This window comes from Asanoa sp. NPDC050611, assembly GCF_040654855.1.
In the GTDB taxonomy this organism is placed as follows: Bacteria; Actinomycetota; Actinomycetes; order Mycobacteriales; family Micromonosporaceae; genus Asanoa.
The window spans coordinates 1-23078 of sequence record NZ_JBFAIU010000049.1; the positions used below are offsets into that span (position 1 = coordinate 1).

The 23078-nt window shown below is 72.4% G+C and carries 21 protein-coding genes and 2 pseudogenes; 17 read left to right on the plus strand and 6 right to left on the minus strand.

Annotation, left to right across the window (positions count from 1 at the left end):
* Positions 1 to 104: pseudogene (locus AB0H87_RS10590) on the plus strand (formylmethionine deformylase); the annotation flags it as partial.
* A gap of 95 nt (positions 105 to 199) precedes the next feature.
* Here the strand turns inward: AB0H87_RS10590 and AB0H87_RS10595 are convergent.
* Positions 200 to 1690, minus strand: a pseudogene (locus AB0H87_RS10595) (glycine hydroxymethyltransferase); the annotation flags it as partial.
* A gap of 68 nt (positions 1691 to 1758) precedes the next feature.
* Here AB0H87_RS10595 and AB0H87_RS10600 point away from each other — a divergent pair.
* The gene (locus tag AB0H87_RS10600; RefSeq protein WP_360142525.1) at positions 1759 to 2148 is read left to right on the plus strand and encodes a TIGR03618 family F420-dependent PPOX class oxidoreductase; all 390 of its coding nucleotides are present in this window, start codon (positions 1759 to 1761) and stop codon (positions 2146 to 2148) included.
* A gap of 32 nt (positions 2149 to 2180) precedes the next feature.
* Entirely contained in the window at positions 2181 to 2765 is a 585-nt protein-coding gene (locus AB0H87_RS10605; RefSeq protein ID WP_360142527.1) for a DinB family protein, read from the plus strand.
* A gap of 21 nt (positions 2766 to 2786) precedes the next feature.
* Here AB0H87_RS10605 and AB0H87_RS10610 read toward each other — a convergent pair whose 3' ends face one another.
* Complete coding sequence (locus AB0H87_RS10610; RefSeq protein ID WP_360142529.1) at positions 2787 to 5699, minus strand: M36 family metallopeptidase; 2913 nt, start codon at positions 5697 to 5699, stop codon at positions 2787 to 2789.
* Positions 5700 to 5879: 180 nt separating this feature from the next.
* Between AB0H87_RS10610 and AB0H87_RS10615 the strand changes: the two genes are divergently transcribed.
* The 9 genes from AB0H87_RS10615 (at position 5880) to AB0H87_RS10655 (ending at position 14132) form a co-directional block, all read left to right on the plus strand.
* A complete protein-coding gene (locus tag AB0H87_RS10615) occupies positions 5880 to 6368 on the plus strand; it encodes a MarR family winged helix-turn-helix transcriptional regulator (protein ID WP_360142531.1) in 489 nt (162 codons plus the stop codon).
* Between the two features lie 40 nt (positions 6369 to 6408).
* On the plus strand, positions 6409 to 7839 hold the full coding sequence (locus AB0H87_RS10620) for an MFS transporter (protein ID WP_360142533.1): 1431 nt from the start codon (positions 6409 to 6411) through the stop codon (positions 7837 to 7839).
* Positions 7840 to 7853: 14 nt separating this feature from the next.
* Positions 7854 to 8567: an ArsR family transcriptional regulator gene (locus tag AB0H87_RS10625; RefSeq protein ID WP_360142535.1), complete on the plus strand. Its 714-nt coding sequence runs from the start codon at positions 7854 to 7856 to the stop codon at positions 8565 to 8567.
* A gap of 14 nt (positions 8568 to 8581) precedes the next feature.
* Complete coding sequence (locus AB0H87_RS10630) at positions 8582 to 8965, plus strand: VOC family protein (RefSeq protein WP_360142537.1); 384 nt, start codon at positions 8582 to 8584, stop codon at positions 8963 to 8965.
* 211 nt (positions 8966 to 9176) lie between these two features.
* Positions 9177 to 9647, plus strand: coding sequence for a lamin tail domain-containing protein (locus tag AB0H87_RS10635; RefSeq protein ID WP_360142539.1), 471 nt, complete (start codon positions 9177 to 9179; stop codon positions 9645 to 9647).
* A gap of 315 nt (positions 9648 to 9962) precedes the next feature.
* Complete coding sequence (locus tag AB0H87_RS10640; RefSeq protein WP_360142541.1) at positions 9963 to 11981, plus strand: galactose oxidase early set domain-containing protein; 2019 nt, start codon at positions 9963 to 9965, stop codon at positions 11979 to 11981.
* The gene (locus AB0H87_RS10645) at positions 11978 to 12529 is read left to right on the plus strand and encodes a hypothetical protein (protein ID WP_360142543.1); all 552 of its coding nucleotides are present in this window, start codon (positions 11978 to 11980) and stop codon (positions 12527 to 12529) included. Before AB0H87_RS10640 ends, AB0H87_RS10645 begins: the two co-directional genes overlap by 4 nt.
* A gap of 161 nt (positions 12530 to 12690) precedes the next feature.
* Complete coding sequence (locus AB0H87_RS10650) at positions 12691 to 13437, plus strand: hypothetical protein (RefSeq protein ID WP_360142545.1); 747 nt, start codon at positions 12691 to 12693, stop codon at positions 13435 to 13437.
* A gap of 53 nt (positions 13438 to 13490) precedes the next feature.
* Positions 13491 to 14132 carry an MBL fold metallo-hydrolase gene (locus AB0H87_RS10655; protein WP_360142547.1) on the plus strand — a complete coding sequence of 214 codons (642 nt, stop codon included), beginning with the start codon at positions 13491 to 13493 and terminating at the stop codon, positions 14130 to 14132.
* Here the strand turns inward: AB0H87_RS10655 and AB0H87_RS10660 are convergent.
* Positions 14122 to 14979, minus strand: coding sequence for a dihydrodipicolinate synthase family protein (locus AB0H87_RS10660; protein ID WP_360142549.1), 858 nt, complete (start codon positions 14977 to 14979; stop codon positions 14122 to 14124). The two genes, AB0H87_RS10655 and AB0H87_RS10660, sit on opposite strands and share 11 nt — an antisense overlap.
* A gap of 71 nt (positions 14980 to 15050) precedes the next feature.
* Here AB0H87_RS10660 and AB0H87_RS10665 point away from each other — a divergent pair, with 71 nt between their 5' ends.
* The gene (locus AB0H87_RS10665) at positions 15051 to 15950 is read left to right on the plus strand and encodes a LysR family transcriptional regulator (RefSeq protein ID WP_360142551.1); all 900 of its coding nucleotides are present in this window, start codon (positions 15051 to 15053) and stop codon (positions 15948 to 15950) included.
* Here AB0H87_RS10665 and AB0H87_RS10670 read toward each other — a convergent pair.
* Positions 15917 to 16945, minus strand: a complete 1029-nt coding sequence (locus AB0H87_RS10670; RefSeq protein WP_360142553.1) for an ATP-dependent DNA ligase — start codon at positions 16943 to 16945, stop codon at positions 15917 to 15919. The two genes, AB0H87_RS10665 and AB0H87_RS10670, sit on opposite strands and share 34 nt — an antisense overlap.
* A 66-nt stretch (positions 16946 to 17011) precedes the next feature.
* Between AB0H87_RS10670 and AB0H87_RS10675 the strand changes: the two genes are divergently transcribed.
* Positions 17012 to 18214 carry an NAD(P)/FAD-dependent oxidoreductase gene (locus AB0H87_RS10675; RefSeq protein ID WP_360142555.1) on the plus strand — a complete coding sequence of 401 codons (1203 nt, stop codon included), beginning with the start codon at positions 17012 to 17014 and terminating at the stop codon, positions 18212 to 18214.
* Complete coding sequence (locus tag AB0H87_RS10680) at positions 18207 to 18575, plus strand: hypothetical protein (RefSeq protein ID WP_360142557.1); 369 nt, start codon at positions 18207 to 18209, stop codon at positions 18573 to 18575. Before AB0H87_RS10675 ends, AB0H87_RS10680 begins: the two co-directional genes overlap by 8 nt.
* On the opposite strand, the gene AB0H87_RS10685 is transcribed toward AB0H87_RS10680, so the two are convergent.
* Positions 18572 to 19507 carry a LysR family transcriptional regulator gene (locus AB0H87_RS10685; RefSeq protein ID WP_360142559.1) on the minus strand — a complete coding sequence of 312 codons (936 nt, stop codon included), beginning with the start codon at positions 19505 to 19507 and terminating at the stop codon, positions 18572 to 18574. The genes AB0H87_RS10680 and AB0H87_RS10685 overlap by 4 nt on opposite strands.
* A 112-nt stretch (positions 19508 to 19619) precedes the next feature.
* Between AB0H87_RS10685 and AB0H87_RS10690 the strand changes: the two genes are divergently transcribed.
* Entirely contained in the window at positions 19620 to 20861 is a 1242-nt protein-coding gene (locus AB0H87_RS10690; RefSeq protein ID WP_360142561.1) for an MFS transporter, read from the plus strand.
* Here the strand turns inward: AB0H87_RS10690 and AB0H87_RS10695 are convergent.
* The gene (locus tag AB0H87_RS10695; protein WP_360142563.1) at positions 20764 to 22182 is read right to left on the minus strand and encodes an FAD-dependent oxidoreductase; all 1419 of its coding nucleotides are present in this window, start codon (positions 22180 to 22182) and stop codon (positions 20764 to 20766) included. The genes AB0H87_RS10690 and AB0H87_RS10695 overlap by 98 nt on opposite strands.
* Before the next feature lie 145 nt (positions 22183 to 22327).
* On the opposite strand from AB0H87_RS10695, the gene AB0H87_RS10700 reads away from it, so the two are divergent.
* Positions 22328 to 23071 (plus strand): 3-oxoacyl-ACP reductase family protein, encoded by a 744-nt coding sequence (locus tag AB0H87_RS10700; protein WP_360142565.1) that lies wholly within the window; start codon positions 22328 to 22330, stop codon positions 23069 to 23071.
* The last annotated feature ends 7 nt before the right edge of the window (positions 23072 to 23078 follow it).

Below are 23078 nucleotides of genomic sequence, written 5' to 3' on the forward strand. Positions count from 1 at the left end.
TCGACGTCACCGGCCACCCGAAGACGGTGACCCTGCACGGGACGTTCGTGCTCTGCAACGCGACGGTGGTGTCGGCGACCCGCTGGCGCCCGGGCGGCGCGGGGCTCTCGTACTCCGCGCTGGTGGTCGACCTGCCCTAGGCGGCGGCCCCGCGGTGCTCGAAGGCGGTCAGGCCGAAGTCGGTCGGGCGCACGTGGTCGAGGTCGAGGTTCGGGTAGAGCACGTGCTGCGCGAGCAACGCGTGCACGCGCTTGCCGGCCTCGTCGACCGCGTCGGGCTGGGTGCTGAACTTGGCCTTGCTGGCCGGCTTGTCGCCCTCGCCCGCGGCGGGGGTGGTCGCGGCCAGCACGCGCGCGATGATGTCGGCGATCTCGTCCATCTCGTCGGTGCCCATGCCGAGCGTGGTCAGCGCCGGCGTGCCGAGCCGCAGGCCGCTGGTGTACCAGGCGCCGTTCGGGTCACCCGGCAGGCTGTTGCGGTTGAGCGTCATGCCGCAGTCGCGCAGCGCCTGCTCGGCCTGGCGGCCGGTGAGCCCGAAGCCCTCTTCGACGTCGACCAGCAGCAGGTGGTTGTCGGTGCCGCCGGTGAGCACCGGGACGCCGCGCTTGAGCAGGCCTTCGGCGAGCGCCCGGGAGTTGGCGACGATCCGCGCGGCGTACTCGGCGAACGACGGCTGCGACGCCTCGCGCAGCGCGACCGCCTTCGCGGCCATCACGTGCGACAGCGGGCCGCCGAGGATCGCGGGGCAGCCCTTGTCGAGCGCCTCGGCGTATTCCGGCGTCGAGAGCACCAGGCCGCCACGCGGGCCGCGCAATGTCTTGTGCGTGGTCGTGGTGACCACGTGCGCGTGCGCGACCGGGTCGTAGTCGCCGGTGAACACCTTGCCCGCGACCAGACCGGCGAAGTGCGCCATGTCGACCATCAGGGTCGCACCGACCTCGTCGGCGATCTCCCGGAGCTTCGCGAAATTGATCTTCCGGGAGTACGCGGAGTAGCCGGCGAGCAGGATCAGCGGCCGCACCTCACGGGCCCGCTCCCGCACGGCGGCCAGGTCGAGCAGCTTGGTCCCCGGATCGACCGAGTACGAGTGCGCCTCGAACATGCGGCTGGAGATGTTGAACCGGTAGCCGTGCGTCAGGTGCCCGCCGGAGTAGTAGTCCATCGCCAGCAGGCGTTGGTTGTTGAGCTCGGTGCGCAGCTCGGCGAACTGCGCCTCGGAGAGCTGCGGCAGCCGGGCCGGCCCGTCGAGGCCGCCGAACCGCTTGAGCACGTCGGCCTCGACCCGCGTGGCCAGGATGGCGAGGAACGCGACCAGGTTGGCGTCGGCGCCGGAGTGCGGCTGCACGTACGCGTGCGCGGCGCCGAACAGGTCGGTGGCCAGCTTCGCCGCGGTGGCCTCGATCGTGTCGACGTTGTCGCAGCCGGCGTAGAACCGGTGGCCCGGGTAGCCCTCGGCGTACTTGTCGGTGAGCAGCGAGCCCTGCGCCGCCTGCACGGCGAGCGAGCTGAAGTTCTCAGACGCGATCAGCTTGAGGTGCGACCGCTGGTCGAGCAGCTCCTGCACGGTCGCCGCGGCGATGCCCGGCTCGACCGCCCGCACCGCGTCGAGCATCGCGTAGAACCCGATGGCGGACGGGTCCACCTGCGTGGGACCCACGGCCCCGAGATACCTGCCGACGATCGTCTCCATGCGGCTCATTCTCCGCCAGCGCCGTGGCCGGGCGGCGGGCGGGTAGCCGGCGCCGTACGGTGGGAATCATGACAAAGCTGCCCGCCGATGTGGTCCGCCTGATCGACGAGCCCTGCACGGCGCACCTCGCGACGCTGCTGCCCGACGGCGCACCCCACAGCGTGCCGCTCTGGGTGGGCCGCGAGGGCGACCGGGTGTCGTTCCTGACGTCGCTGAACTCGCGCAAGGCCCGCAACATCGCCCGGGACCCGCGCGTGGCGATCTCGCTGACCCACCCGGAACGCCCGAACGACATGGCCTACCTGCGCGGCCGGGTGGTCGAGATCGTCGAAGGCGACCGGGGTTGGGAGATCATCGACCGGCTGGCCCAGAAGTACGTGGGCGGACCGTACCCCCTGCGCACGGACCGGGTGGCCTTCCTCGTCGAGGTCGACCACGCCGGTGCGTTGAGCTTCTAGCGGGTTGACGTCGCATGGCAGGCTCGGGCCCCATGATCGACGACCATGCGAAGGAATACCTGCACCGCCAGCTCCGGAAGAACCGCGAGACGATGGTGTGGAAGCTCGACGGACTGTCCGAATACGACATTCGCCGCCCGCTGACCATGACCGGCACCAACCTGCTCGGCCTGGTCAAGCACCTGTCCCATTCGGAGGCCTGGTATTTCGGCCTGGTCTTCAACCGGCCGTTCCCCGAGCCCACCCAGCGGTGGGACGATCTCGAGGCCCGCGGGACCGACAAGTGGGCGACGGCGGACGAGACCCGGGCGGACATCGTCGACCGCTACCGGCGCGTCTGGGCGCACTCGGACGTCACGATCAGTGAGCTCACGATCGACGCAGTCGGTCACGTGCCCTGGTGGCCCAGCCCCGACGTGCCGCTCTTCAACGTCCTGGTGCACCTGCTCAACGAGACCAGCCGGCACGCCGGCCACGCCGACATCCTGCGGGAGCAGATTGACGGCGCGACCGGCACGACGGCCGATTACGCGGACGACCACGACGCCGAGTTCTGGGCGGCCCGGCGCGCGACGATCGAGCAGGCGGCCGCGGCCTTCGGAGGGGGCCCTCGGTAAGGGCCCCCTCCTCGGTGCGGATCAGGCCAGGAAGGCCTGGAACTCGGCGGCGCGGACGAAGTCGTCCTGGACGCTGCCCGCCGCGCAGTCGGTGGTGAACTGCGGGTCCTGGTCCTGCTCACCGGCGTAGTCCGGTGCGCCGGTGCACTGGTTGGTGACCACCTCGAAGCGCAGGTGGGTGGCCAGGGTCGGCTTGATCCGGAAGCCCTTGAAGATCAGCTCCGGTGCCCGCGGCCGCGGCGCGACCGACGGGAAGGCGTCCTTCGGGCTGGTGAACACCGCCCGGTAGTCGCTCGGGTTCGCGCACGTGACCGAACCCTTCGCGACGCACGCCGAGACCTTGAACTGGCGCAGCGCGGTGAACCTGTTCTGCCCGCCCGCGTCCGGGTCGCCGGTGATCGCCGGCCGCAGCATGGCGCTCACCTGGACCCGGCTGACCAGCTGCGCGCCGCCGGCCAGGTCGACCGTGACCTGCTTGCCGGCGACCGGGCTGTTCAGCGACGCCCAGTTGGTGGTCTCGTCGTCGTCGATCAGGCGGGCCTGGTTGACGCCGTCGCCGGTGGCGGTGGCGCCGGCCGAGCCGGACGCGACGTTCTGCAACATGATCACCGGGAGCGGCACCGTCTGACCCGCGCGCACGGTGATCGGCCCGACCCGGACCAGGCCGCGGCCCGGCGCCTGGGCGACGAACTCGTAGGTGCCCGGCACCAGCGCCACCTCGCTGCCCAGCGGCGTCGCGGCGTTGGTGTCGGCGACCGGCACCGCGCGGGCCTGGTAGCGGCCCACGAACAGCTTGGCGCCGGCCAGCGGGCCGGACCCGCCGCCGAGGGCGACCGGCTTGAACAGCACCCGCGCCTCGGTCGCCAGCGGCGACGCGAAGCTCGGCACCGGGTTGACGTCGGCCGGGCCGGCGCTGGTCGCGCCCTCACCCAGGCCGCGCTTGGCGAACGCCTGCCAGAGCAGGTCCTGGTTGGCACCGCCGAACCGGATCTGGTCGGCCGCGAGCAGCGCGTCGCGGGAGTCGACCATGCTGACCCCGCTGACACCCATCAGCAGGTACGAGTCGAAGACGAGCTGGATCCAGCGGCGGTTGCCCGGGCACGAGGTGACCGGCCGCTCGCCGTTGGCGCACGCCTTCTGGATCTTCGCGTTGCCCGACCCGTACCGCTTCATCATCGCGGCCCGGATGTCGTAGTTGGTCGCCGTCCACACCTCGCCCGAGGCGTGCACCTGGAGACCCACGAAGTCGTAGTCGACCGAGCTGTAGTTGAGCGGGCTGTCGGCCATGTTGTAGTTGCGGATGCCGGCGATCGGGTCCGACGTCACGTACTGGCCGATCGTCGTGGCCTGCATGCCCTTGGCCGCGTAGCCGTGCTCGTAGAGGTATTCCATGGCGAGCTGGTCCGACCAGCTCTCGCTCATGCCCTGCGGGCTGCTCAGGCCCATGTTCGGGCCGGCGATCATGCGACCGGTGACGGCGTGCCCGTATTCGTGGGCTATCACCGACATGTCGTAGTCGCCGTCGACGCACGGCGCGTAGAAGGTGCCGGGGATCGACTGCCAGAGGTACATGTTGGTGATCGGCGCGGTGCCTTCCGGCGGCGTGATCTGGTTGGCGTTGTCGCGGGCGGCGAAGCCGGGGAACCCGCCGGCGATGCCGCCGGCCTGCGCGTTGCCCTGCTCGAAGTCGTTGCCGAGCCCGCCCTTGCCGAAGTTGTCGCCCTGCATGTTCCAGGCTTGCTCGGTGAAACCGAGGTGGTAGGTCCAGTCGTGCATCCGGTTGTGCATCGCGAACAGGTTGGCCCGGGCCGCGTCGATGTCGTTGCGCTCGGGCGAGGTGAACACGGCCGGGTCACAGCCCTGCTCGTACCACTGGTTGGTCCAGGGGTAGTTGTAGTCGCGGTTGGGCCGTGCGGTCGCGGTCTCCGTGCCGACCGTGAACGGGTCGGCGCTGTTCCAGTTGTGCACCGCGATCGCGTTGTTGCCACGGGTCGTGCTGGTGGACAGGCCCGTCGCCGGGTCGACGTCCCAGGGCAGCGGCGAGGCCGACGTGCCGACTGCCTCGTCACAACCGCGGTCGCGCTCCCAGCACCATTGTTCGCGGGTGTCCTTCGAGCCGTAGTCGACCCGCGGGTTGCTCGGGAACACCTGCCACTGCGGGTTGTCACCGGAGTCGTGGTGGTCGACCAGGTCCTCGCGGACCAGCACGCCACCGTCACGGGCGTCCACATAGGTCGAGTACGCCACCGGCTCGGCGGCGTTGGCCACCAGCACCACCTGGTACGCCGCGCGGGCGCCCCGGTCGGCGGTGGGCACGGCCACGAGGTCGGTGCGCAGGACCCGCGCGCCCGGTGCCGCCGCGTCGGCGATCGCGAGCCGTTCCGCATCGGCCGCGGACAGCGTCGCCGGCTCCGGTGCGCCACCGTCACGGGCCAGGGAGGAGCTGACGTGCCAGACGGACCCGGCGCGTACGCCGACGCTCAGGATGCCGTCCTGCCCGGCCGGCAGGTCGCCGAACCGCTGCCGCATGATGACCGCGGCACCGTCGCCGATCGGCCGCACCGTGAGCACCTCGAGCGCGGCGGCGCCGGACTCCGACAGCCCCAGCAGCTCGCGGTTGGCGGCCACGTATTCGCGCGCGGCCTGCGCCGGATCGGCGGACAGCCCGCTGGCCAGTGCCTGGTCGGTCGGCGCCACCACCGCGGCGGTGCCGAGGTTGTTGTAGGTCACCCGGGCCTGCGCACGGCTGGCCCGGTCGCGCTGTGCACCGGTCGGCGCGATCGCGCCCCGGCGGTTGTCCTTGTCGCGCGTGCCGGCGTGGTCGCCCTGCACCACACCGCCGTCGACCGGCCCACGCTGCTGCTGTGGTGCCGACCGCGCGGCGCCGCCGGCCGCGCCGGACGCGAGAACCAGCACCGCTGCGGTCAGCAGCACGGTGGATCCTCGCCGGCCAAGAAGTCGTCTTTGCACGGCCCCTCCTCTCCGGACGGCTGCGTTGCCGTCGGGGAGGAATCTACGGCGGACATTGATCTCCGGGAATCCGCCGGATGGACGCGAATCGATTCATGCAGTCTGACTTCGGCAGATAATCCGCTACGGACCTATGCTGGGGACATGACCGCCTTGGCGCCCCGGCGCGACAGCCCTGACCTGTCGTTCTTCCTCGACCACACCAGCCTCGTGCTGCGCTCCCGGATGACCGCGGCGCTGGCCGAGATCGGTCTCACCCCGCGGATGCACTGCGTGCTCGTGCACGCGCTGGAGGAGGAGCGCACCCAGATCCAGCTCGCCGAGATCGGCGACATGGACAAGACCACGATGGTCGTCACGGTCGATGCCCTGGAGGAGGCCGGCCTGGCCGAGCGCCGGCCGTCGAGCACCGACCGCCGGGCCCGGATCGTCGCGGTCACCGAGGCGGGCGCGCGGGTCGCCCGGCGCAGCCAGGAGATCGTCGACCGGGTGCACGCGGACGCGCTGGACGCGCTGCCCGCCACGGAGCGCAAGGCGTTCCTGCGCGCGCTGGAGCGGCTCGTCGGCGACCACCTGGCCACGCCGGTCGAGTCACCCCGCCCGGTCCGGCGGGCTCGGGAGGTAGTCCGCTAAAAGATTGTCTGCAACGGAACTATCTAGTACGGTCCTTCGCATGGAGGAACCCCGTACCCGCTGGACCGCGCTCGGCGTGCTCGCCACCGGCTCGTTGATGACCATCCTCGACGGCAGCATCGTCACGGTCGCGATGCCCGCCATCCAGGCCGACCTGGGCTTCTCACCGCCGGCGCTGAGCTGGGTGGTCAACGCCTACCTGATCGCCTTCGGCAGCCTGCTGCTGCTCGCCGGGCGGCTCGGCGACCTGATCGGTCGCAAGTGGATGTTCCTGGCCGGCACCGCGGTCTTCACCGCGGCCTCGCTGCTCGCCGGCGCCGCGACCGGCCCCGCATTGCTGCTCGCCGCCCGGTTCCTGCAGGGCGTCGGCAGCGCGATGGCCGTGGCCGTCAGCCTCGGCATCCTGGTCACGCTCTTCACCGAGCCGGCCGAGCGGGCGAAGGCGATCGCGGTGTTCAGCTTCACCGGTGCGGCGGGCGCGGCGATCGGCCAGGTGGTCGGCGGCGTCCTCACCGACGCGCTGAGCTGGCACTGGATCTTCTTCATCAACCTGCCGATCGGGCTCGCCACGATCGCGCTCGGCCAGCGGACCCTGCCCGCGGAGCGTGGCCTGGGCCGCCGCGCGGGCGCCGACGTCCTGGGCGCCGCGCTGGTCACCGCCGGCCTGGTGGTCGGCATCTACACGGTCGTCAACATCTCGTCGTACGGCCCGGTCCGGGTGTTCGCCCAGCTCGCCCTCACGGTCGCCCTGCTGGCGGGCTTCGCCGTGCGGCAGGCCACGGCCCGCGACCCGCTGGTGCCGCCGCGGGTGCTCCGCGCTCCGGGGGTCGCGGTGGCCAACCTGGTGCAGATCCTCACGCTCGCCGCCTGCTTCGCGTTCCAGGTGCTGGTGACGCTCTACCTGCAGAACGTCCTCGGCTACGACGCGCTGCGCACCGGGCTGGCCATGCTCCCCGCGGCGGTGGCGATCGGCGCGGTCTCGCTGGGCCTGGCGGCGCGGCTCAACGCCCGCTTCGGCGAGCGCCGGGTGCTGCTTGTCGGCCTGGTGTTCCTGTTCGGCACCCTCGCGCTGCTGGTCCGGGTGCCGGTGCACGCCGGCTACGCCGTCGACGTGCTGCCGGTGATGCTGCTCGCGGCCGGCTTCGGCCTCGTCCTGCCGGCGCTGGCGACGCTGGCCATGTCGGGCGCGCGGCCCGACGACGCGGGCCTGGTGTCCGGGGTGTTCAACACGACGCAGCAGATCGGCATGGCTCTCGGCGTAGCGGTGCTCTCGACGCTGGCCGCGGCCCGCACGGACGGCCTGCTCGCCGCGGGCCGGGACGCGGCCTTCGCGCTCACCAGCGGCTACCGGCTGGCCTTCGGGGTGGGTGCCGGTCTGGTCGTGCTCGCCTTCCTGACGACGCTGCTCCTGCTCCGCCCGGCCGCGCGGCCTGCGCCCGAGGCGGTTCCCGAATACATCAAATCGGTTTGATGTAATGTGGACGCATGGTCCCGCCAGACTTCCTCCGGCTGGCCGCGCACCCGGTGCGCTGGCGGTTGATGTCCGCGCTGGCCGCCGGCGACCTGCGGGTGCGCGAGCTGGTCGGCCTGGTGGGGGAGCCGCAGAACCTGGTCTCCTACCACCTGCGCCTGCTGCGCGACGGCGGTCTCGTCACCGCCGGCCGCAGCAGCCTGGACGGTCGCGACAGCTACTACCACCTGGACCTCGACCGCTGCGCCGACGGCCTGGCCGGCAGCGGCGGCGCGCTGCATCCGGCCCTCGTCGGCGGCCGCGCCGCCACGCCGGAGCCGGCCGGCCCAGCCTCGGTGCTGTTCGTCTGCACGGGCAACAGCGCACGCTCGCCGATCGCCGAGGCGTTGCTGCGCCGCGCCGCGGGCGGGCGGGTCGAGGTGGCCAGCGCCGGCAGCCACCCGAAGCCGCGACTGCACGAGGAGGCGGTCCGGGTGCTGCGCGAGCGGTTCGGCATCGACGTGTCCGGGCAGCGCCCCCGCCACCTCGACACGCTCGCGGGGCGGCGGTTCGACGTCGTCGTCACGCTCTGCGACAAGGCGCGGGAGGTCTGCCCCGAGTTCGGCGCCGGCTCCCGCCGCGTCCACTGGAGCATCGCCGACCCGGCCGCGGCCGGCGGTGACTTCGACCGCACCGCGGCCGAGATCGAGACCCGGATCAGACACCTGCAACCAGTCCTGGCCACCTGAAGGAGGCTCGTGCCATGACCGCACCAGAGCCGTACGCCAGCGTCCGCTACCTCGTGGACGACGTGCCGGCCGCCGTGGAGTTCTACACCACCCACCTCGGGTTCGCGCTCGACCACGACGCCGCGCCCGCCTTCGCCGCGGTGCTGCGCGGCCCCCTGCGCCTGCTGCTGTCCGGCGCCGCGAGCTCCGGGGCCCGCGCGACGCCCGCGGACATCACCGGGCCGGGCCACAACCGCGTCAACCTGACGGTCGCCGACCTGGACGCCGAGGTCACGCGCCTGCGCGCGGCCGGCGTGCCGTTCCGCAGCGAGCTGGTCTCCGGCCCCGGCGGCCGCCAGATCCTGGTCGCCGACCCGGCCGGAAACCTGGTCGAGCTGTTCGAGCCCGCCCGTCGCTAGCCGAACGGATGACCGGGGGTGCCGACTGGTCAGGCGCCCGTGCCCGCTACGGCGACCGCATTGGGATGAAACAGACGAAACGGACAGACGAGCACGTTCTTCCTTGGTGACTTCCGGCCGGATGTCGTGTTTTATCAGGACATCCAGTTCTACCAGGGATTCTTCGGAGGAAAACGTGCGCAAGATCGTCGGAATCGTTTCCGCTTCCTTGATGGCTTTGGGTGCCGTTCTCGGCGTCGCGTCGGCGGCGGCCGCCGACCCGCACCACCCGGGCGACCGTGGCCGGCCGAACCACCGCCCGCCGGTCCAGGTCAACGTCCAGATCGCGGGCATCCAGTACGACTCGCCCGGGCGTGACAACGGGACCAACGCGAGCCGCAACGGTGAGTGGATCTCGCTCGTCAACCACGGCCGCCGCGCCGTGAACCTCCGGGGCTACACGATCAAGGACCGCGCGAACCACGTCTACCGGTTCGGCAACGTCTGGATCGACGGCAACGGCGGCCGGGTCCGGGTCCACACCGGCATCGGCCGCGACAACGACGACCAGCTCTTCTGGGACAGCCGCTCCTACATCTGGAACAACAACGGCGACACCGCGACCCTGAGCGGCCCGCGCGGCCGGGCGATCGACTCCTGCACCTACCGCGAGCGGGCCGGGCGCAGCCGCGTCGTCTGCTGACATCCGACCAACCGCACCTGTGCGGGCTTCCGCCGGCGAGAGCCGCGGGAGCCCGCGCTGCGTTTTGCGTGGACACGTCCGTCCAAACTGGCCAATGGGGCGATACACCGAAATCTAGACGAACTACGCGACGCGACGGAATCGCCGGCGGCGACGGACAACTCCGGTTGGCCGGGACGGCGTTGACCGGTAGCCTGCGGGACGGCCCAGGTAAGGACGATCTCGACAGGAGACGGTGTGCCTCCCGCAAACGCCGCGCCGATGTTCAGCCCGGAGCTACGCCGAGGGCTCGGCCGATTGCTCGCTGTCGTTCTGATGCTCACCGTCGGTCTCTGGATCGCCACACCCGCGTCCGCCGCCACCAACCTCGTGCCGAACCCCGGCTTCGAGACGTTGGGCGCCAACGGCATTCCGTCCTGCTGGGAGCGGGTCGGCTTCGGCAACAACACGTTCACCTTCGGGCCGACGACCGACGCGCGTTCCGGCAGCCGCGCCATGCGGATCGCCATCTCGCAGCGGGTCGACGGCAACCACAAGGCGCTGATGGTGAAGAACGCGCAGTGCGCGCCGAAGGTGACCGTCGGTCGCCAGTACGACCTCTCGGTCTGGTACAAGTCGACCACCTCGGCCAACGCTATGACGCTCTACCGCCACGACACCAAGCTGGGCTGGCAGTACTGGATCGACCCCGCGACGCTGCCGGCGAGCGGGACGTGGCAGTTCAAGACGGTGCGCACGCCGCTGGTCCCGCCGAACACCGACCAGGTCACCTGGGGCGTCAGCATCTACAGCACCGGCACGCTGACGACGGACGACTACGCGATGACCGAGGTGCCCTTGCCGCCGCCCACGCCGGCCGGCTGCACCGACGCGAGCGGCTGCGTCAAGGGCAAGTGGCAGGTGATGCCCTACCAGTCGACGGTCCGCGGCATCCACGCCGTGGTGCTCGACAACGGCAAGGTCCTGCTCGTCGCGGGCTCCGGCAACGACCCGAAGCAGTTCGCCGCGGGCACGTTCAAGACCGCCGTGTACGACCCGGTGACCGGCGTCTTCACCAACGTGCCGACGCCCGACGACCTGTTCTGCGCCGGGCACGTGCAGCTCAGCGACGGCAAGGTGCTGGTGATGGGCGGCAACAAGGCGTACCCGACGCCCGACGGCACCGGCTACAAGGGCCTCAGGAACTCGTACATCTTCGACCCGGCGAAGAACACGTACACCCGCATCAACGACATGGAGAAGGGCCACTGGTACCCGTCGGCGACCCTGCTCGGCAACGGCGACGTCATCTCGCTCGGCGGCCAGGGTGAGGACGCCAAGGGCACCGTCGTCACCGAGTACTACAGCGCCGCGCAGCAGAAGTGGCTGCCGCCGAACCAGGTCAAGCAGAACTACGCCTGGTGGGGCTTCTACCCGACGATGGTGCTGATGCAGGACGGCCGGCTGTTCTACACGGGCAGCCACACGTTCGGCAAGGGCCGGGCCGGCACGGGCGCCTCGATCTACGACATCGGCACGGGCAGCGTCACCGACGTGCCCGGCCTGCGCAAGAAGGACGAGCGCGACCAGTCGATGAGCGTGCTGCTGCCGCCCGCCCAGGACCAGAAGGTGTTCACGGTCGGCGGCGGCAACGGCGACAGCGGTGCGACCGCGCACCGGCTGACCGACATCATCGACCTCAAGGCCGCGAACCCCACCTACCAGCCGGGCCCGGACCTGCCGCAGGGCACGCTCTCCGGTGGCGTGCCGCAGACCGGCGACCAGGGCAAGATGTACGTCTCGCTGGTGCTGCTGCCGGACGGCAAGATCTTCGAGACCGGCGGGGGCCTGCACAACCGGGCCGACCCGGTGTACGAGGCGTCGATCTACAACCCGGCCACCAACACGTTCAGCGGCGCGGCCATCGACCCGGTTCCGCGCACCTACCACTCGTCGGCCTTCCTGCTGCCCGACGGCCGGGTCATGGCGGTCGGCGACAACCCCGCCAACGGTTCGTTCGACATGCGGATCTCGATCTACTCGCCGGCGTACCTGTTCAAGGGCGCCCGGCCGCAGATCAGCTCGGTCGCCAACACCAACTGGACGTACGGCAGCACGCAGCGGATCACCGTGGACTCGACGATCACGCGGGCATCGCTGATCCGCCCGGCCGCCGTGACCCACTCGTCCGACCCCAACCAGCGGTTCGTCGAGCTGCCGATGACGGTCAAGGGCAACGAGATCGACCTCAACGTGACCAGCAACCCGAACGTGGCGCCGCCCGGTTGGTACATGCTCTTCGTGCACAACGGCCAGGGCGTCCCGTCCGTCGCCAAGTGGGTCAAGCTCGGATGACCCGCTGGTACGGGGTCCTCGCCGACTGGGTGAGGGCCCGGAGTCGGCGCGAGCGCCTCGGCCTCGCGGCGGCGCCGGTGGTGCTCGTGCTCGCCGTCGTCGTGGCCGTGCTGGTCGCGGGCGGCGGTGACGGCGAGGGCCGTTGGCAGGCCGGCAGCGGTGCCGCGGCGCCGGCCGACGAGTCCGCGGCGGACAGCGGCGTCGGCACGAAACCGCACGAGGCCGGCGCCGACGAGCCGGACCCGACGGGCCCGACGGGAGCGCCGCCACCGCTCGTGCAGCCGTTCGCCGAGCAGCCGAAGGCCAAGCCGAACCCGCCGTTGCCGTCGCCCACCGCCGGCCTGGAGATCGCGGAAGGCACGGACGGCTGCGACCACGCGTACGGCGACCGGAGCATCTGCGTGCCGTGGGTGTTCCCGGACGGCATCAGTGACAAGTGCGCCTGGCTGCGGGAACGCGGCTTCGGGGCGCTTCCCGTGACCGGCGGTCGCGACCGGCACGGCCTGGACCGCAACGGCGACGGCACCGCCTGCGGCTCGGGCGACTGACGCGTTCGTCCACTGTGTCCGCGCACGTGAGCGCGATTTGAGTTCGACGGCCACGGTCGCCTAACCTGCCCAACCGGCCCATCTCGGTTTCAGAGATGGACATATTTCTTCAAAACGTTCGAGACCTGGTCCCGAACGGGGGCAGAAGGGCAGTAGCTCAGATGAGGACCGTAACGATTAAGTGGGCGATCCCGATCGCCCTCGCGGCCGCGCTCGTCGCCGGCTGCGGCAACGCCGACGACGCCGGCACGCCGGCGCCGGCGGCCACGTCCGCCTCGCCGGCGGGCAACGGCATCGCCGACCAGACTCCGGACGAGATCCTGAAGCAGGCGAAGGCGGCGCTGCTGAGCGCCAAGTCCTACCGCCTCAAGGGCGACGTCGTCGAGGAGGGCGAGAACCTCAGCCTCGACCTCGCGATCAGCGGGAAGGACGTGCAGGGCAAGATCTCGGCGGGCGCGGCCCAGGGCACCGTCGAGGTGCTGGCCGTGGGCGGGCAGCAGTTCATCCGTCCCGACGAGAAGTTCTGGACCGCCACCGCCGGTGCCGACCAGGGCAAGACCATCGCCAAGATGATGGGCGACAAGTGGGCCAAGGTCTCCGCGAAGGACCAGGACCTCTCGGAGCTGTTCTCGCTGGCCAACGTCGACGACCTGCTGAGCCCGACGGGCACGGTGACCAAGGGCGACACCAAGCAGATCGACGGCGTCGACGCGCTCGCCCTGCTCGACGGTGGCAGCGCAGGCAGCAAGCTGTGGGTGGCCACGTCCGGTGAGCCCTACCCGCTGCTGATGGAGGGCGCCGACAGCAAGGACGGCGGGCTCGCGTTCAGTGACTTCGGCAAGGACCTGGGCATCAAGGCCCCGGCCGAGGCGGACGTCATCGACTTCGACAAGCTCGCCGGCAAGTGACACCGACGCGGCCGCCGGGCGGGAGACGCCCGGCGGCCGCGTAGGGTGCGATCATGCAGCTCACGAAGTACACGCACGCCTGCGTACGGCTCGACGACGGTGACCGGCGGTTGCTGCTCGACCCGGGCATCTGGACCGAGCCGGCGGCCTACGAGGGCGTCACGGACATCCTGGTCACCCACGAGCACGCCGACCACTTCGACGTCGCGCACCTGGAATCCCTCCTGGGATCGGCGCGGAAGCTGCGGATCCACGGTCCGGCGGGGCTGGCCGCCACGGCCGAGGAGGACGGCGCGCCCGCGGTGGCCGCGGCGATCCAGCCCGTGGCGCCCGGCGACACGTTCACCGCGGCGGGATTCGAGGTCAGCACGGTCGGCGGTGCGCACGCCGAGACCTACGAGGGCCTGCCGGGCTGTGCCAACGTCGGGTTCGTCGTCGCCGGCGTCTACCACCCGGGCGACTCCTTCTTCGTGCCGTCCGTGCCCGTGGAGACGCTGCTCGTGCCGGCCAGCGGGCCGTGGACCAAGCTGGCGGAGGCGCTGGACTTCACCCGCGCGGTGGCGCCGGCCCGGGCGTTCCCGATCCACGACGCGATGTTCTCCGACCGCGGCAACGGCAACTTCGACGGCTGGCTGGAGGAGAAGGGCCGCACGGCGTACACGCGGATCCCGGTCGGTGGGTCGGTCAGTTTCTGAGCTGCAGAGCGGCCGCCAGCGACTCCGGCGCGGCGGCGAGCAGCGGCGGGCGTACCGCCGGGGTCGGGATCCGGCCCCGCGCGTGGAGGACGGCCTTGATGACCGCCGGGTTGGGTTCGGCGAACAGCGCCGTCGACAGGCGGGCGAGGTCGTGCCCGAGGGCGCGGGCGGTGGTCGCGTCCCCGGCCCGCCACGCGTCGACGAGCTCCGCGAACCGCGCCGTCGCCACGTGCGCCGAGGCGAGGATGCCACCGTGCGCGCCCAGCGCGAGCAGGGGCGAGACGAAGGTGTCGTCGCCGCCGAGGATGGCGAAACCGTGCGGCGGGTCGGCCAGGAGGTCGACCGTGTCCGCGTCGAGCCCGCCGACCGCGTACTTGATGCCGGCCACGCCGTCGACGGCCGCGAGGCGGCGGATCGCGCCGGCGTCGAGGTGCTGGCCGGTGCGGTAGGGGACGTGGTAGACGACCACCGGCACGGGGCTCGCGGCGGCCAGGGCGGTGAAATGGGCGTGCACCCCGGCCGCACCCGGCCGCAGGAACGGCGGCACGACGCTGAGGGTCGCGGTCACCTGGGGCCAGCGGGTCAGGTCCCGCGCCGCCGCCGCGGTGTCGGCGCCGACGACGAGCTGGCCCGATCGTTCGGCGCAGACGCGGGCCAGCACGTCGACGACGCGGTGCCGCTCCTGTTCGGTCAGCGACGCCGGCTCGCCGGTCGTGCCGAGGGCCACGATCCCGGCGGCGCCCGCGCCGAGCACGTCGTTGGCGAGAGCCTCGAGGGCGTCGACGGCGATGGCGCCGTCGTGGTCGAACGGTGTGATCAACGGGACGTACAAGCCGGTCAAGGTCATGACCCCAGCCTCGGGTACGCCGAAGCGTAAGGTCCAGTTCGCATTTCTGCCGCAAACCGTAAGCTGATCTGATGCTCGACCTGCGCCGCCTGCGCCTGCTCTGCGACCTGTCCCGCCTCGGCACGATCGCCGCCGTGGCACAGGCGCACACCTACACGCCCTCGGCGGTCTCGCAGCAGCTCGCCACCCTCGAGCGCGAGGCGGGCGTCGACCTGCTGCGCCGCACGGGCCGGCGGGTCACGCTGACGGCCGCGGGCCACGTGCTGGTGCAGCACGCCGACGCGGTCTTCGCGGCGCTGGAGCACACGACGGCGGTCCTGGCCGCGGTCGGCGCCGGCGTATCGGGTCCGCTGCGGATCGGCGCCTTCCCGACGGCGGTTCGCACGCTCCTGCCGGCCACCCTGGTCGCCCTCGGCCGGGAACATCCGGGGTTGGAGCTGATGGTCACCGAGTTGGACCCGGCGGAGGTCCCGGGCGCGCTGCGCGACCGCCGCCTCGACGTGGGGCTGCTGCACGACTACGACGTGGTGCCCGTGAAGCCCGATCCGACCCTGGACTCCGTGCCCCTGCTGACGGAGCCCGTCTTCCTGGCGGTGCCGGCCACCGGTGCGGCCGCGACGCTGGCCGAGGCGGCCGACGAGCCGTGGATCCTGGCCACCCCGGGCACCCTGTGCCACACGGTCACGCTGCAGGTCTGCCGCAGCGCCGGCTACCTGCCGCGGGCCCGGCACCACGCGGACGACTTCGCCACGGTGCTGGCTCTGGTCGCGGCCGGCCAGGGCGTGTCGCTGGTGCCCGCGCTGGCCGCCACCGACCCGCCGGCCGAGGTGCGCCTGGTCCGGCTGGACACCCGGCGGCGCACGCGGGTCGCCTACCGCACCGGCGCCGCCGCCCACCCGGCCGTCGCCGCCTTCACCGCCGCGATCCAGGCCGCGGCCTACTCGGTGACGCCGAGCAGCGGAACGTCGTAGACGGACAGGTCGCGGCGGACCCGGACGTGCCGCACGGGGTGCCGGTAGCGGCCCCGCTCGATCGCGGTGTCGACCAGCAGCTCCGCCACGACGGCCGGCTCCACCTGCACGTACGCCTGGGCTTCGGGGCGTTGCCAGGAGGCGGACCAGGACGGCGGCAGCGGCTGCGGCCAGGGGTGCCGCACCGGCTCGCCGCGGCGCGTGGCCACCGGCCGGGACAGCAACGGCGCCAGCTCCGCGCGCTGCTCGTCGGTCAGCGGCATCGATCGCCCCGTGTAGCGCAGGCGGCCGTTGCCGTCGTACTGTCCGACCAGGACGGTCTGGGGCGCCGTCAGCCAGCCCGTGACGCCGCCGATGACCGCTTCCGCCGTGCCGCGTACCCGCAGCTTGCGCCAGCCGCCCCGGCCCGCGCGGTAGCGCTGGTCCCGACGCTTCGCGACGATGCCCTCGATCCCGGTCGTCACCCATGTGTCCATCCACTCGCGCGCCACCGTCACGCTGTCGCTCTGCGGGCAGAGCACGAGCTGGTTCGGCACGTCGGCGAACAGCTCCTCCAACCGGTCCCGGCGCTCCCGCAACGGCGCGGGCAGCAGCGACTCCTCGGCGGTGCCGAGCACGTCGAAGACCACGTAGTGCGCCGGGAACTGCCGAGCGAGCTGCGGCGCGCGCCCGCCACCCGCGGCGGCCCGGCGCTGCAGCAGCGAGAAGCTCGTGCGGTCGCGGCCCTCGTCCCAGACGACCAGCTCGCCGTCGAGCACGGTGCCGGCGGGCAGCGCGGCCCGCAGCGCGCGGGTGATGTCCGGGAACTGGAGCCCGATCGCGTGCCCGTTGCGGGTCTGCAACTGCACCCGGCCCGCCCGGACCCAGGCGAGCTGGCGCCAGCCGTCCCACTTCGGCTCGTACGCCCAGCCTGGCCCGACCGGTAGCTCCCGGACCGCGCCCGCGACCATCGGTGCCAGCGGATAGCGCAGGTTCGCGCGGTCCCGATCGGGCACGCCTTGATCGTCAGCAGATCCGGGCGGCGATCGCAGGTAGATTCACCAGGACGAATCGGAGGGCTGATGAGCCAGGCGTACGACGTGATCGTGGTGGGTGCCCGGTGTGCGGGGTCGCCGCTGGCGATGCTGCTGGCGCGGCAGGGGCATCGGGTGCTGCTGGTGGACCGGGCGACGTTTCCCAGCGACACCGTGTCCACACACGTCATCCACCCGCCGGGCGCCGCCGCGCTACGCCGTTGGGGGTTGCTGGACCAGGTCGTCGCGACCGGCTGCCCGCCGGTGGGGCGATACTCGTTCGACTTCGGGCCGCTCGTCCTGGCCGGCGCGCCGGGCACCGCGGACTCGCCCTACGCGTACGCGCCGCGCCGTCCCCTGCTCGACAAGATCCTGGTCGACGCGGCGGCGGCGGCCGGTGCCGAGGTCCGCGAGGGCTTCACCGTCGACGAGGTGCTGCTCGCCGCCGACGGACAGGTGGACGGGATCCGTGGCCGCGCCGCCGGCGGAGTGTCCGTTGTGGAACGTGCCCGGGTCGTGGTCGGCGCGGACGGCCGCAACTCCGTGGTCGCCAAGGCGGTGCGGCCCGCGGAGTACGAGGAGCGACCACCGCTGACGGTCGGCTACTACTCATACTGGAGCAACCTGCCGACCGACACCTTCGAGGCCTACAGCCGGCCCGGCCGCGGCTGGGCGGTGTGCCCCACCAACGACGACCGCACGCTGGTGATCGGCGGCTGGCCGCACGCGGAACTGGCCGCGCACCGCGACGACGTCGAAGGCACGTTGATGGCGATGTTCGCGAGCGCGCCCGCGTTCGCCGAGCGCATCCGCGACGCCAAGCGCGAGGAGCGCATCGTCGGCACGTCGGTGCCCAACTACTTCCGCAACCCGTACGGGCCGGGCTGGGCGCTGGTCGGCGACGCCGGCTACTGCCGGGACTTCATCACGGCGCAAGGCATCACCGACGCCTTCCTCGACGCCGAGGGCTGTGCCGACGCCCTGGCCGCGGCGCTGGCCGGCGCGGACTACGCGGCGGCGATGGCGGGCTTCCAGCGGAGCCGGGACGCCCGCGCCATGCCGGTCTACCAGATGACCCTGCAGATCGCCGCGCTGCAACCGCCCGACGAGCAGATGGTCCACCTGGTCTCCGCGATGGCCGGCAACCAGGACGCGATGGACGCGTTCGCCCGCCTGAACTCCGGTGTGACCTCACCGACGGAGTTCTTCGCGCCGGAGAACGTGGGCCGCCTCGTGGGCAACGGTGGCTAGCCGCAAGCCGCCCGGGCCGGTGCTCGCCGCGTCGATCCTGCTCTACGTCGGCGGCGGGCTGACCGTGCTGGGCGCGCTGGTCAGCCTGCCGTCGGGCAGTCCGCTGCGGTCCGCCCTCTACGCGGTGTACGGCCTGCTCTACGTCGGCCTGGGAGAGGCGGTGCGGCGCGGCCGGCGCTGGGCGCGCCGGGCGGTCCTCGCCCTGTGCGCGGTCGCCGTGGCCCTCGCGGTGGCCCGCCTGTTCGGTGGGGGCGTCTTCGCGGCGCTGAGCAGCCTGGTCTGGCCGACGGTCTACGCGGTCCTGCTCAGCACTCCGGAGGCCCGCTCCTGGTTCGCGAGGCACCAGCCCGCCACCTCCTAGCGGTCGCGCCACTGCGGCAGCCAGACGTCGACGCCCGAGAGGTCGGCGCGTCTGGCGACCAGGTAGTCGTGCAGCTTGCCGAGCGCCGGATGCCGGTTGTCGGCCCGCCGGATCAGCGACATCGGGTAGATCGGCATCGGGTCGTGGACCGGGATGCGGCGCAGGTCGTAGCTGTCCGGCCACAGGTAGCGCGAGCGCTCGCCGACCAATGTGGCCAGTTCGGCGGACTCGGCCAGCTCGGCCATCAGCACCTCGTTGCCGAAGCTGGGCCCGATCACGTCGATGGTGAGCCCGAACGCGGCGGCGAGCTCGACATAGTAGTCGGCCCACTCGGTGCCGGCGGCCATGCCCGGCATCCAGATGCGGTGCCCGACCAGCCGGGCGGGCGTCACGAAGCGCGCGTTCGCCAGCGGGTGACGCGGACCGACGAGCAGTTCGTGCGGCTCGTCGATGACCCAGGTGGTGCGGATCGTCGCGGGGACCCGCCGGGCCGGCAGCGCGATCGCGTGGAAGGTGGCGTCGACGCTGCCGGCCTCGACGGCGGCGATCGCCCCGGTGACGTCCGCGTCCAGCGTCACGACGTCCAGCTCGATCTCGGGATAGGTGCGGTAGAAGTCCTGCAGCAGCACCGCCGGCACCACGCGCCGGCTGAGCACGTCGACCCGCAGCGCCCGCCGGCCCGGACGCACGGACGCGTCGGCCCGGTCGGCCACCCGGAGCAACTCGCGGGCGTGCGGCAGGAACGCCTGGCCGTCGACCGTGAGCCGGACCCCGCGGGCCGTGCGGGTGAACAGCCGCACGGACAGGTCCTTCTCCAGCGCCGCGACGCGCTTGGAGGCGGCCTGCTGGGTGATCGACAGCGCGGCGGCAGCCTCTTGGAACTGGCCGGCGTCGGCCGCCGCGACGAAGGTGCGCACGGCGTCCAGATCCATGCGTCGAACCCTAGACCCACAACCATCAGTTGTGGCTCGCCGCCCCGATGGTTGTTTGAGCCCTTGCGCCGACCCTGCTGAGATTCCGTGAGGCCAACGAAGGGTTGTGTCGGTGGGGCGACGGTTCAGGTGGCTGTGGGCCGCGTACGCGGTCAGCGCCTACGGCTCCGGTCTGGGTTTCGGTGCGTTCCCGCTGATCGCGGTGCTGGTGCTGGACGCCGGCCCGGGCCAGGTGGCCGCGCTGTCCGCCGTGGGTCCTGCGGTGGGCGCGCTGATCGCGCTTCCGCTCGCGCCCTGGGTGGAGTTTCACCGCAAGCGCCCGGTGCTGATCGCGATGGACCTCGTCCGGTTCGCGGCCATGGCGACGATCCCGATCGCGTACGCCGTCGATCGGCTCGTCTTCGCGCAGCTGCTGGTCGTCTCGGCGATCGTCGCGGCGGCGAAGATCGCCTTCGGCGCGGCGAGCGGTGCCTACCTCAAGACCCTGGTCGAGCCCGCCGACCTGCTCGTCGCCAACGCGCGGTTCGAGTCGACGACGTGGAGCGCGATCGCCGTCGGCCCACCGCTGGGCGGCGCCGCCGTCGGCCTGTTCGGCCCGGTGACCACCGTGGTCGCCGACGCGCTGAGCTACCTGCTCTCCGCGCTGGGGATCACCGCCATCGGCGGCCGGGAGGAACCACCGCGGCGGACCGCGCGGCGCGGGACCCGGGTCGGCGAGCTGCTCGACGGCTGGCGGCACCTGCTCACCCACCCCGGGCTGCGCCCGCTCTTCCTCAACCAGATCCTGGTCGCCGGCCTGATCATGGCGACCGAGCCGCTGCTGGCGGTGCTGCTCCTCGGCGACCTCGGCTTCCCGCCCTGGCAGTACGGGTTGGCGTTCGCTGCGCCCTGCGTCGGCGGACTGATCGGTGCGCGCCTGGCCCGCCGGGTCGTGGCCCGCTACGGCCAGCACCGGATCATCCGTACCGTCGGCACGCTGCGCGCGGTCTGGCTGATCGGTCTCGCGTTCGTCCAGCCCGGCGTCGTCGGCCTCGCCACGGTGATCGCCGTCGAGCTGGCGATCATCGTCAGCATGAGCCTGTTCAACCCGGTGCTGGCCACGTACCGGCTCGAGCAGACGCCGAACGCACGCGTCGCCCGCACGCTGTCGGCCTGGTCGATCAGCAGCGGCGCGTCGATCGCCGTCCTCAGCGCCCTCGGCGGCCTGCTCGCCGACGCCACCAGCCCGCGCACCGCGATCACCGTCGCGGGCCTGCTCATCCTGGCCAGCCCGCTGCTCCTGCCTGGTCCAACGTGGACAGCAGCTCGGCCCGGGACGGTCCCGGCAGTGGATACGGCGGCGCTCCGGCGCTGAGCCGACCGACCCGCTCCCGCACACCCGGCTCCGCGAAGACCTCGTCCGGGCCGGCGATGAACGACGCCAGCGCGCTGTACGCGCGGGTCAGCTCCGGATCGTGCAGGCTCGCCGCGAACAGCGCCTTGCTGGCCGCCCAGCGGCCGTCGTCCGGGCGGTAGGGCTCGCCGGCCAGGTCCGCCTCGAGCTCGGCGAGCCGGTGCCGGTCGAGCCAGACCGTCGCCTGGTGCAACGGTTCCATCGCCCGTGCGGTCAGCTCGTCGAACCGGCTGGCCAGCTTGTCGTGCTCGGCCGGGTCGATCTCGCGCAGGGTGTCGCGGAGCAGCAGGGCATGCAGCAGCCCGATCGACGCGCCGCGGCCGAGCGACGGGTTGGTGCAGGCCCAGGCGTCGCCGACGGTGACCACGCCGGTGGCGACGGGCGTGCCGGCCACCGCCAGCCGCCGGTGGCGGTCCTCGATGCCGGCCATGACGTCGACGCCGGTGATCGGTGCACCGTCCGCCCAGTGGGCGGCGAGCGGGTAGCGGGCCAGCACCTGGTGCCAGCACGCCGGGTCACGCAGGGCGCGCATCGCCTTGTCCCGGCCGTGCGTGACGAGCACGACGCTCCAGGTGCCGTTGTCGCCGGGCAGGGTCAGGACACTCAGGGAGTCGTACGCCTGCAACACGTTGGTGTGCATCTCGGGCAGCTCGCCGTGGAAGTGCCGGCCGTAGTAGACGAACCCGCACGGTTCGCGTTCCTCCACCGGCGGGCGCGCCCCCGCGGCCACCAGCCACGCCGGCAGCGCGGACCGGCGGCCGCCGCAGTCGACGACCAGGTCCGCGTGGATCGGCGGGCCCGCGGCGGTCAGCACCCCGATCACCCGCGGCACTGCGCCGTGCCCGTCGGTGGCGAGCCCGGTGACCGCGACGCCGCGGCTGATCGTGACGCCCGCGGACTCCGCCGCGCGCGACAGGACGGCCTCGAGCAACGGGCGCCGTGCGGTCACCGTCTCGAACCGGTCGTCCGCCGGCCGGATCGGCCCGCGCCGGCGCTCCGGGAGCAGCGCGAGCAGGTTGCAGCGCAACGCGCCGGCCGCCAGCAGCGCCTCCGTCACCCCGGGCAGTTCCGCCCGGACCAGCGACCACCACCTGGGCAGCATGAAGTGCGCCAGGCGGAACTGGTTGACCCCTTGGCGTGGCCATCCGTCCCACGCCTGCCCCGGCGGCGGTGCCGGCGCCGGGTCCCGCTCCACCACGGTGACCGCGTGCCCGTCCCGCGCGAGCAACGCGGCGGTGGCCAGGCCGGTCAGGCCCGCTCCGAGCACGAGAACCTTCGCCATCGCAGACCCCTTCCTCGTCGTGTGGTCACGATGCACGCGGCCGGCGCTCACCCGCCAGGCCAGAAGCTGCCCAATCGGTGCTCACCGCAACGCCAGGTCCGATGGGCGCCAGACGCCGGCTGCGCGCCCGAGCAGGCTGAACATCATGAACAACACGCTTGACGGCAAGGTGGCGCTGGTGACCGGCGGCAGCCGGGGCATCGGTGCGGCGGTCGCGGTGCGGCTCGCCGAGCTGGGTGCCGACGTGGCACTGACTTTCCAGCAGGACGAGCGGCGCGCCGACGCCGTGACCGAACGGATCCGGGCGACCGGACGGAAGGCCGCCGCGGTGCGCGCCGACAGCGCCGACCCGGCCGCGATGGTCGGCGCGGTCGACCGGGCCGCCGCCGAGCTCGGCCGGCTCGACATCGTGGTCAACAACGCCGGCGCCTTCGTCACCGGCCCGCTCGACCAGCTCACCCTCGCGGAGTTCGAGCAGACGGTCGCGGTGAACATCCGCGCGCCGTTCATCGCGACCCAGGCCGCGGTGCGGCACATGCCGGCCGGAGGGCGGATCATCAACATCGGCAGCAACATGGCGGTACGCGCGATCTTCCCGGGCTTCGCGCTCTACTCGATGAGCAAGACCGCGCTGGTGGGCCTCACCAAGGCCCTCGGCCGCGAGCTGGGTCCCCGGGCGATCACGGTCAACCTGGTCAACCCCGGCCCGACCGACACGGACGCCAACCCGGCCGACGGGCCGAACGCGGAGCTGATCGCGGGGCACACCGCGCTGGGCCACTACGCGCGCCCGGAGGACGTCGCGGCGACCGTGGCGTTCCTGGCCGGCGACGGCGGTCGCTACATCACCGGTGCGACCGTCAACGTGGACGGTGGCTTCACGATCTGAGCAGCGG

Bases quoted from the DNA above. Each gene is read 5' to 3' on its own strand.
- AB0H87_RS10625 (WP_360142535.1), top strand. From the start codon at position 7,854: ATGGTCCCGCCAGACTTCCTCCGGCTGGCCGCGCACCCGGTGCGCTGG.
- AB0H87_RS10655 (WP_360142547.1), top strand. From the start codon at position 13,491: ATGCAGCTCACGAAGTACACGCACGCCTGCGTACGGCTCGACGACGGT.
- AB0H87_RS10620 (WP_360142533.1), top strand. From the start codon at position 6,409: ATGGAGGAACCCCGTACCCGCTGGACCGCGCTCGGCGTGCTCGCCACC.
- AB0H87_RS10630 (WP_360142537.1), top strand. From the start codon at position 8,582: ATGACCGCACCAGAGCCGTACGCCAGCGTCCGCTACCTCGTGGACGAC.
- AB0H87_RS10645 (WP_360142543.1), top strand. From the start codon at position 11,978: ATGACCCGCTGGTACGGGGTCCTCGCCGACTGGGTGAGGGCCCGGAGT.
- AB0H87_RS10700 (WP_360142565.1), top strand. From the start codon at position 22,328: ATGAACAACACGCTTGACGGCAAGGTGGCGCTGGTGACCGGCGGCAGC.
- AB0H87_RS10660 (WP_360142549.1), bottom strand. From the start codon at position 14,979: ATGACCTTGACCGGCTTGTACGTCCCGTTGATCACACCGTTCGACCAC.
- AB0H87_RS10650 (WP_360142545.1), top strand. From the start codon at position 12,691: ATGAGGACCGTAACGATTAAGTGGGCGATCCCGATCGCCCTCGCGGCC.
- AB0H87_RS10600 (WP_360142525.1), top strand. From the start codon at position 1,759: ATGACAAAGCTGCCCGCCGATGTGGTCCGCCTGATCGACGAGCCCTGC.
- AB0H87_RS10665 (WP_360142551.1), top strand. From the start codon at position 15,051: ATGCTCGACCTGCGCCGCCTGCGCCTGCTCTGCGACCTGTCCCGCCTC.
- AB0H87_RS10615 (WP_360142531.1), top strand. From the start codon at position 5,880: ATGACCGCCTTGGCGCCCCGGCGCGACAGCCCTGACCTGTCGTTCTTC.
- AB0H87_RS10640 (WP_360142541.1), top strand. From the start codon at position 9,963: ATGCTCACCGTCGGTCTCTGGATCGCCACACCCGCGTCCGCCGCCACC.
- AB0H87_RS10605 (WP_360142527.1), top strand. From the start codon at position 2,181: ATGATCGACGACCATGCGAAGGAATACCTGCACCGCCAGCTCCGGAAG.
- AB0H87_RS10685 (WP_360142559.1), bottom strand. From the start codon at position 19,507: ATGGATCTGGACGCCGTGCGCACCTTCGTCGCGGCGGCCGACGCCGGC.
- AB0H87_RS10695 (WP_360142563.1), bottom strand. From the start codon at position 22,182: ATGGCGAAGGTTCTCGTGCTCGGAGCGGGCCTGACCGGCCTGGCCACC.
- AB0H87_RS10635 (WP_360142539.1), top strand. From the start codon at position 9,177: ATGGCTTTGGGTGCCGTTCTCGGCGTCGCGTCGGCGGCGGCCGCCGAC.
- AB0H87_RS10675 (WP_360142555.1), top strand. From the start codon at position 17,012: ATGAGCCAGGCGTACGACGTGATCGTGGTGGGTGCCCGGTGTGCGGGG.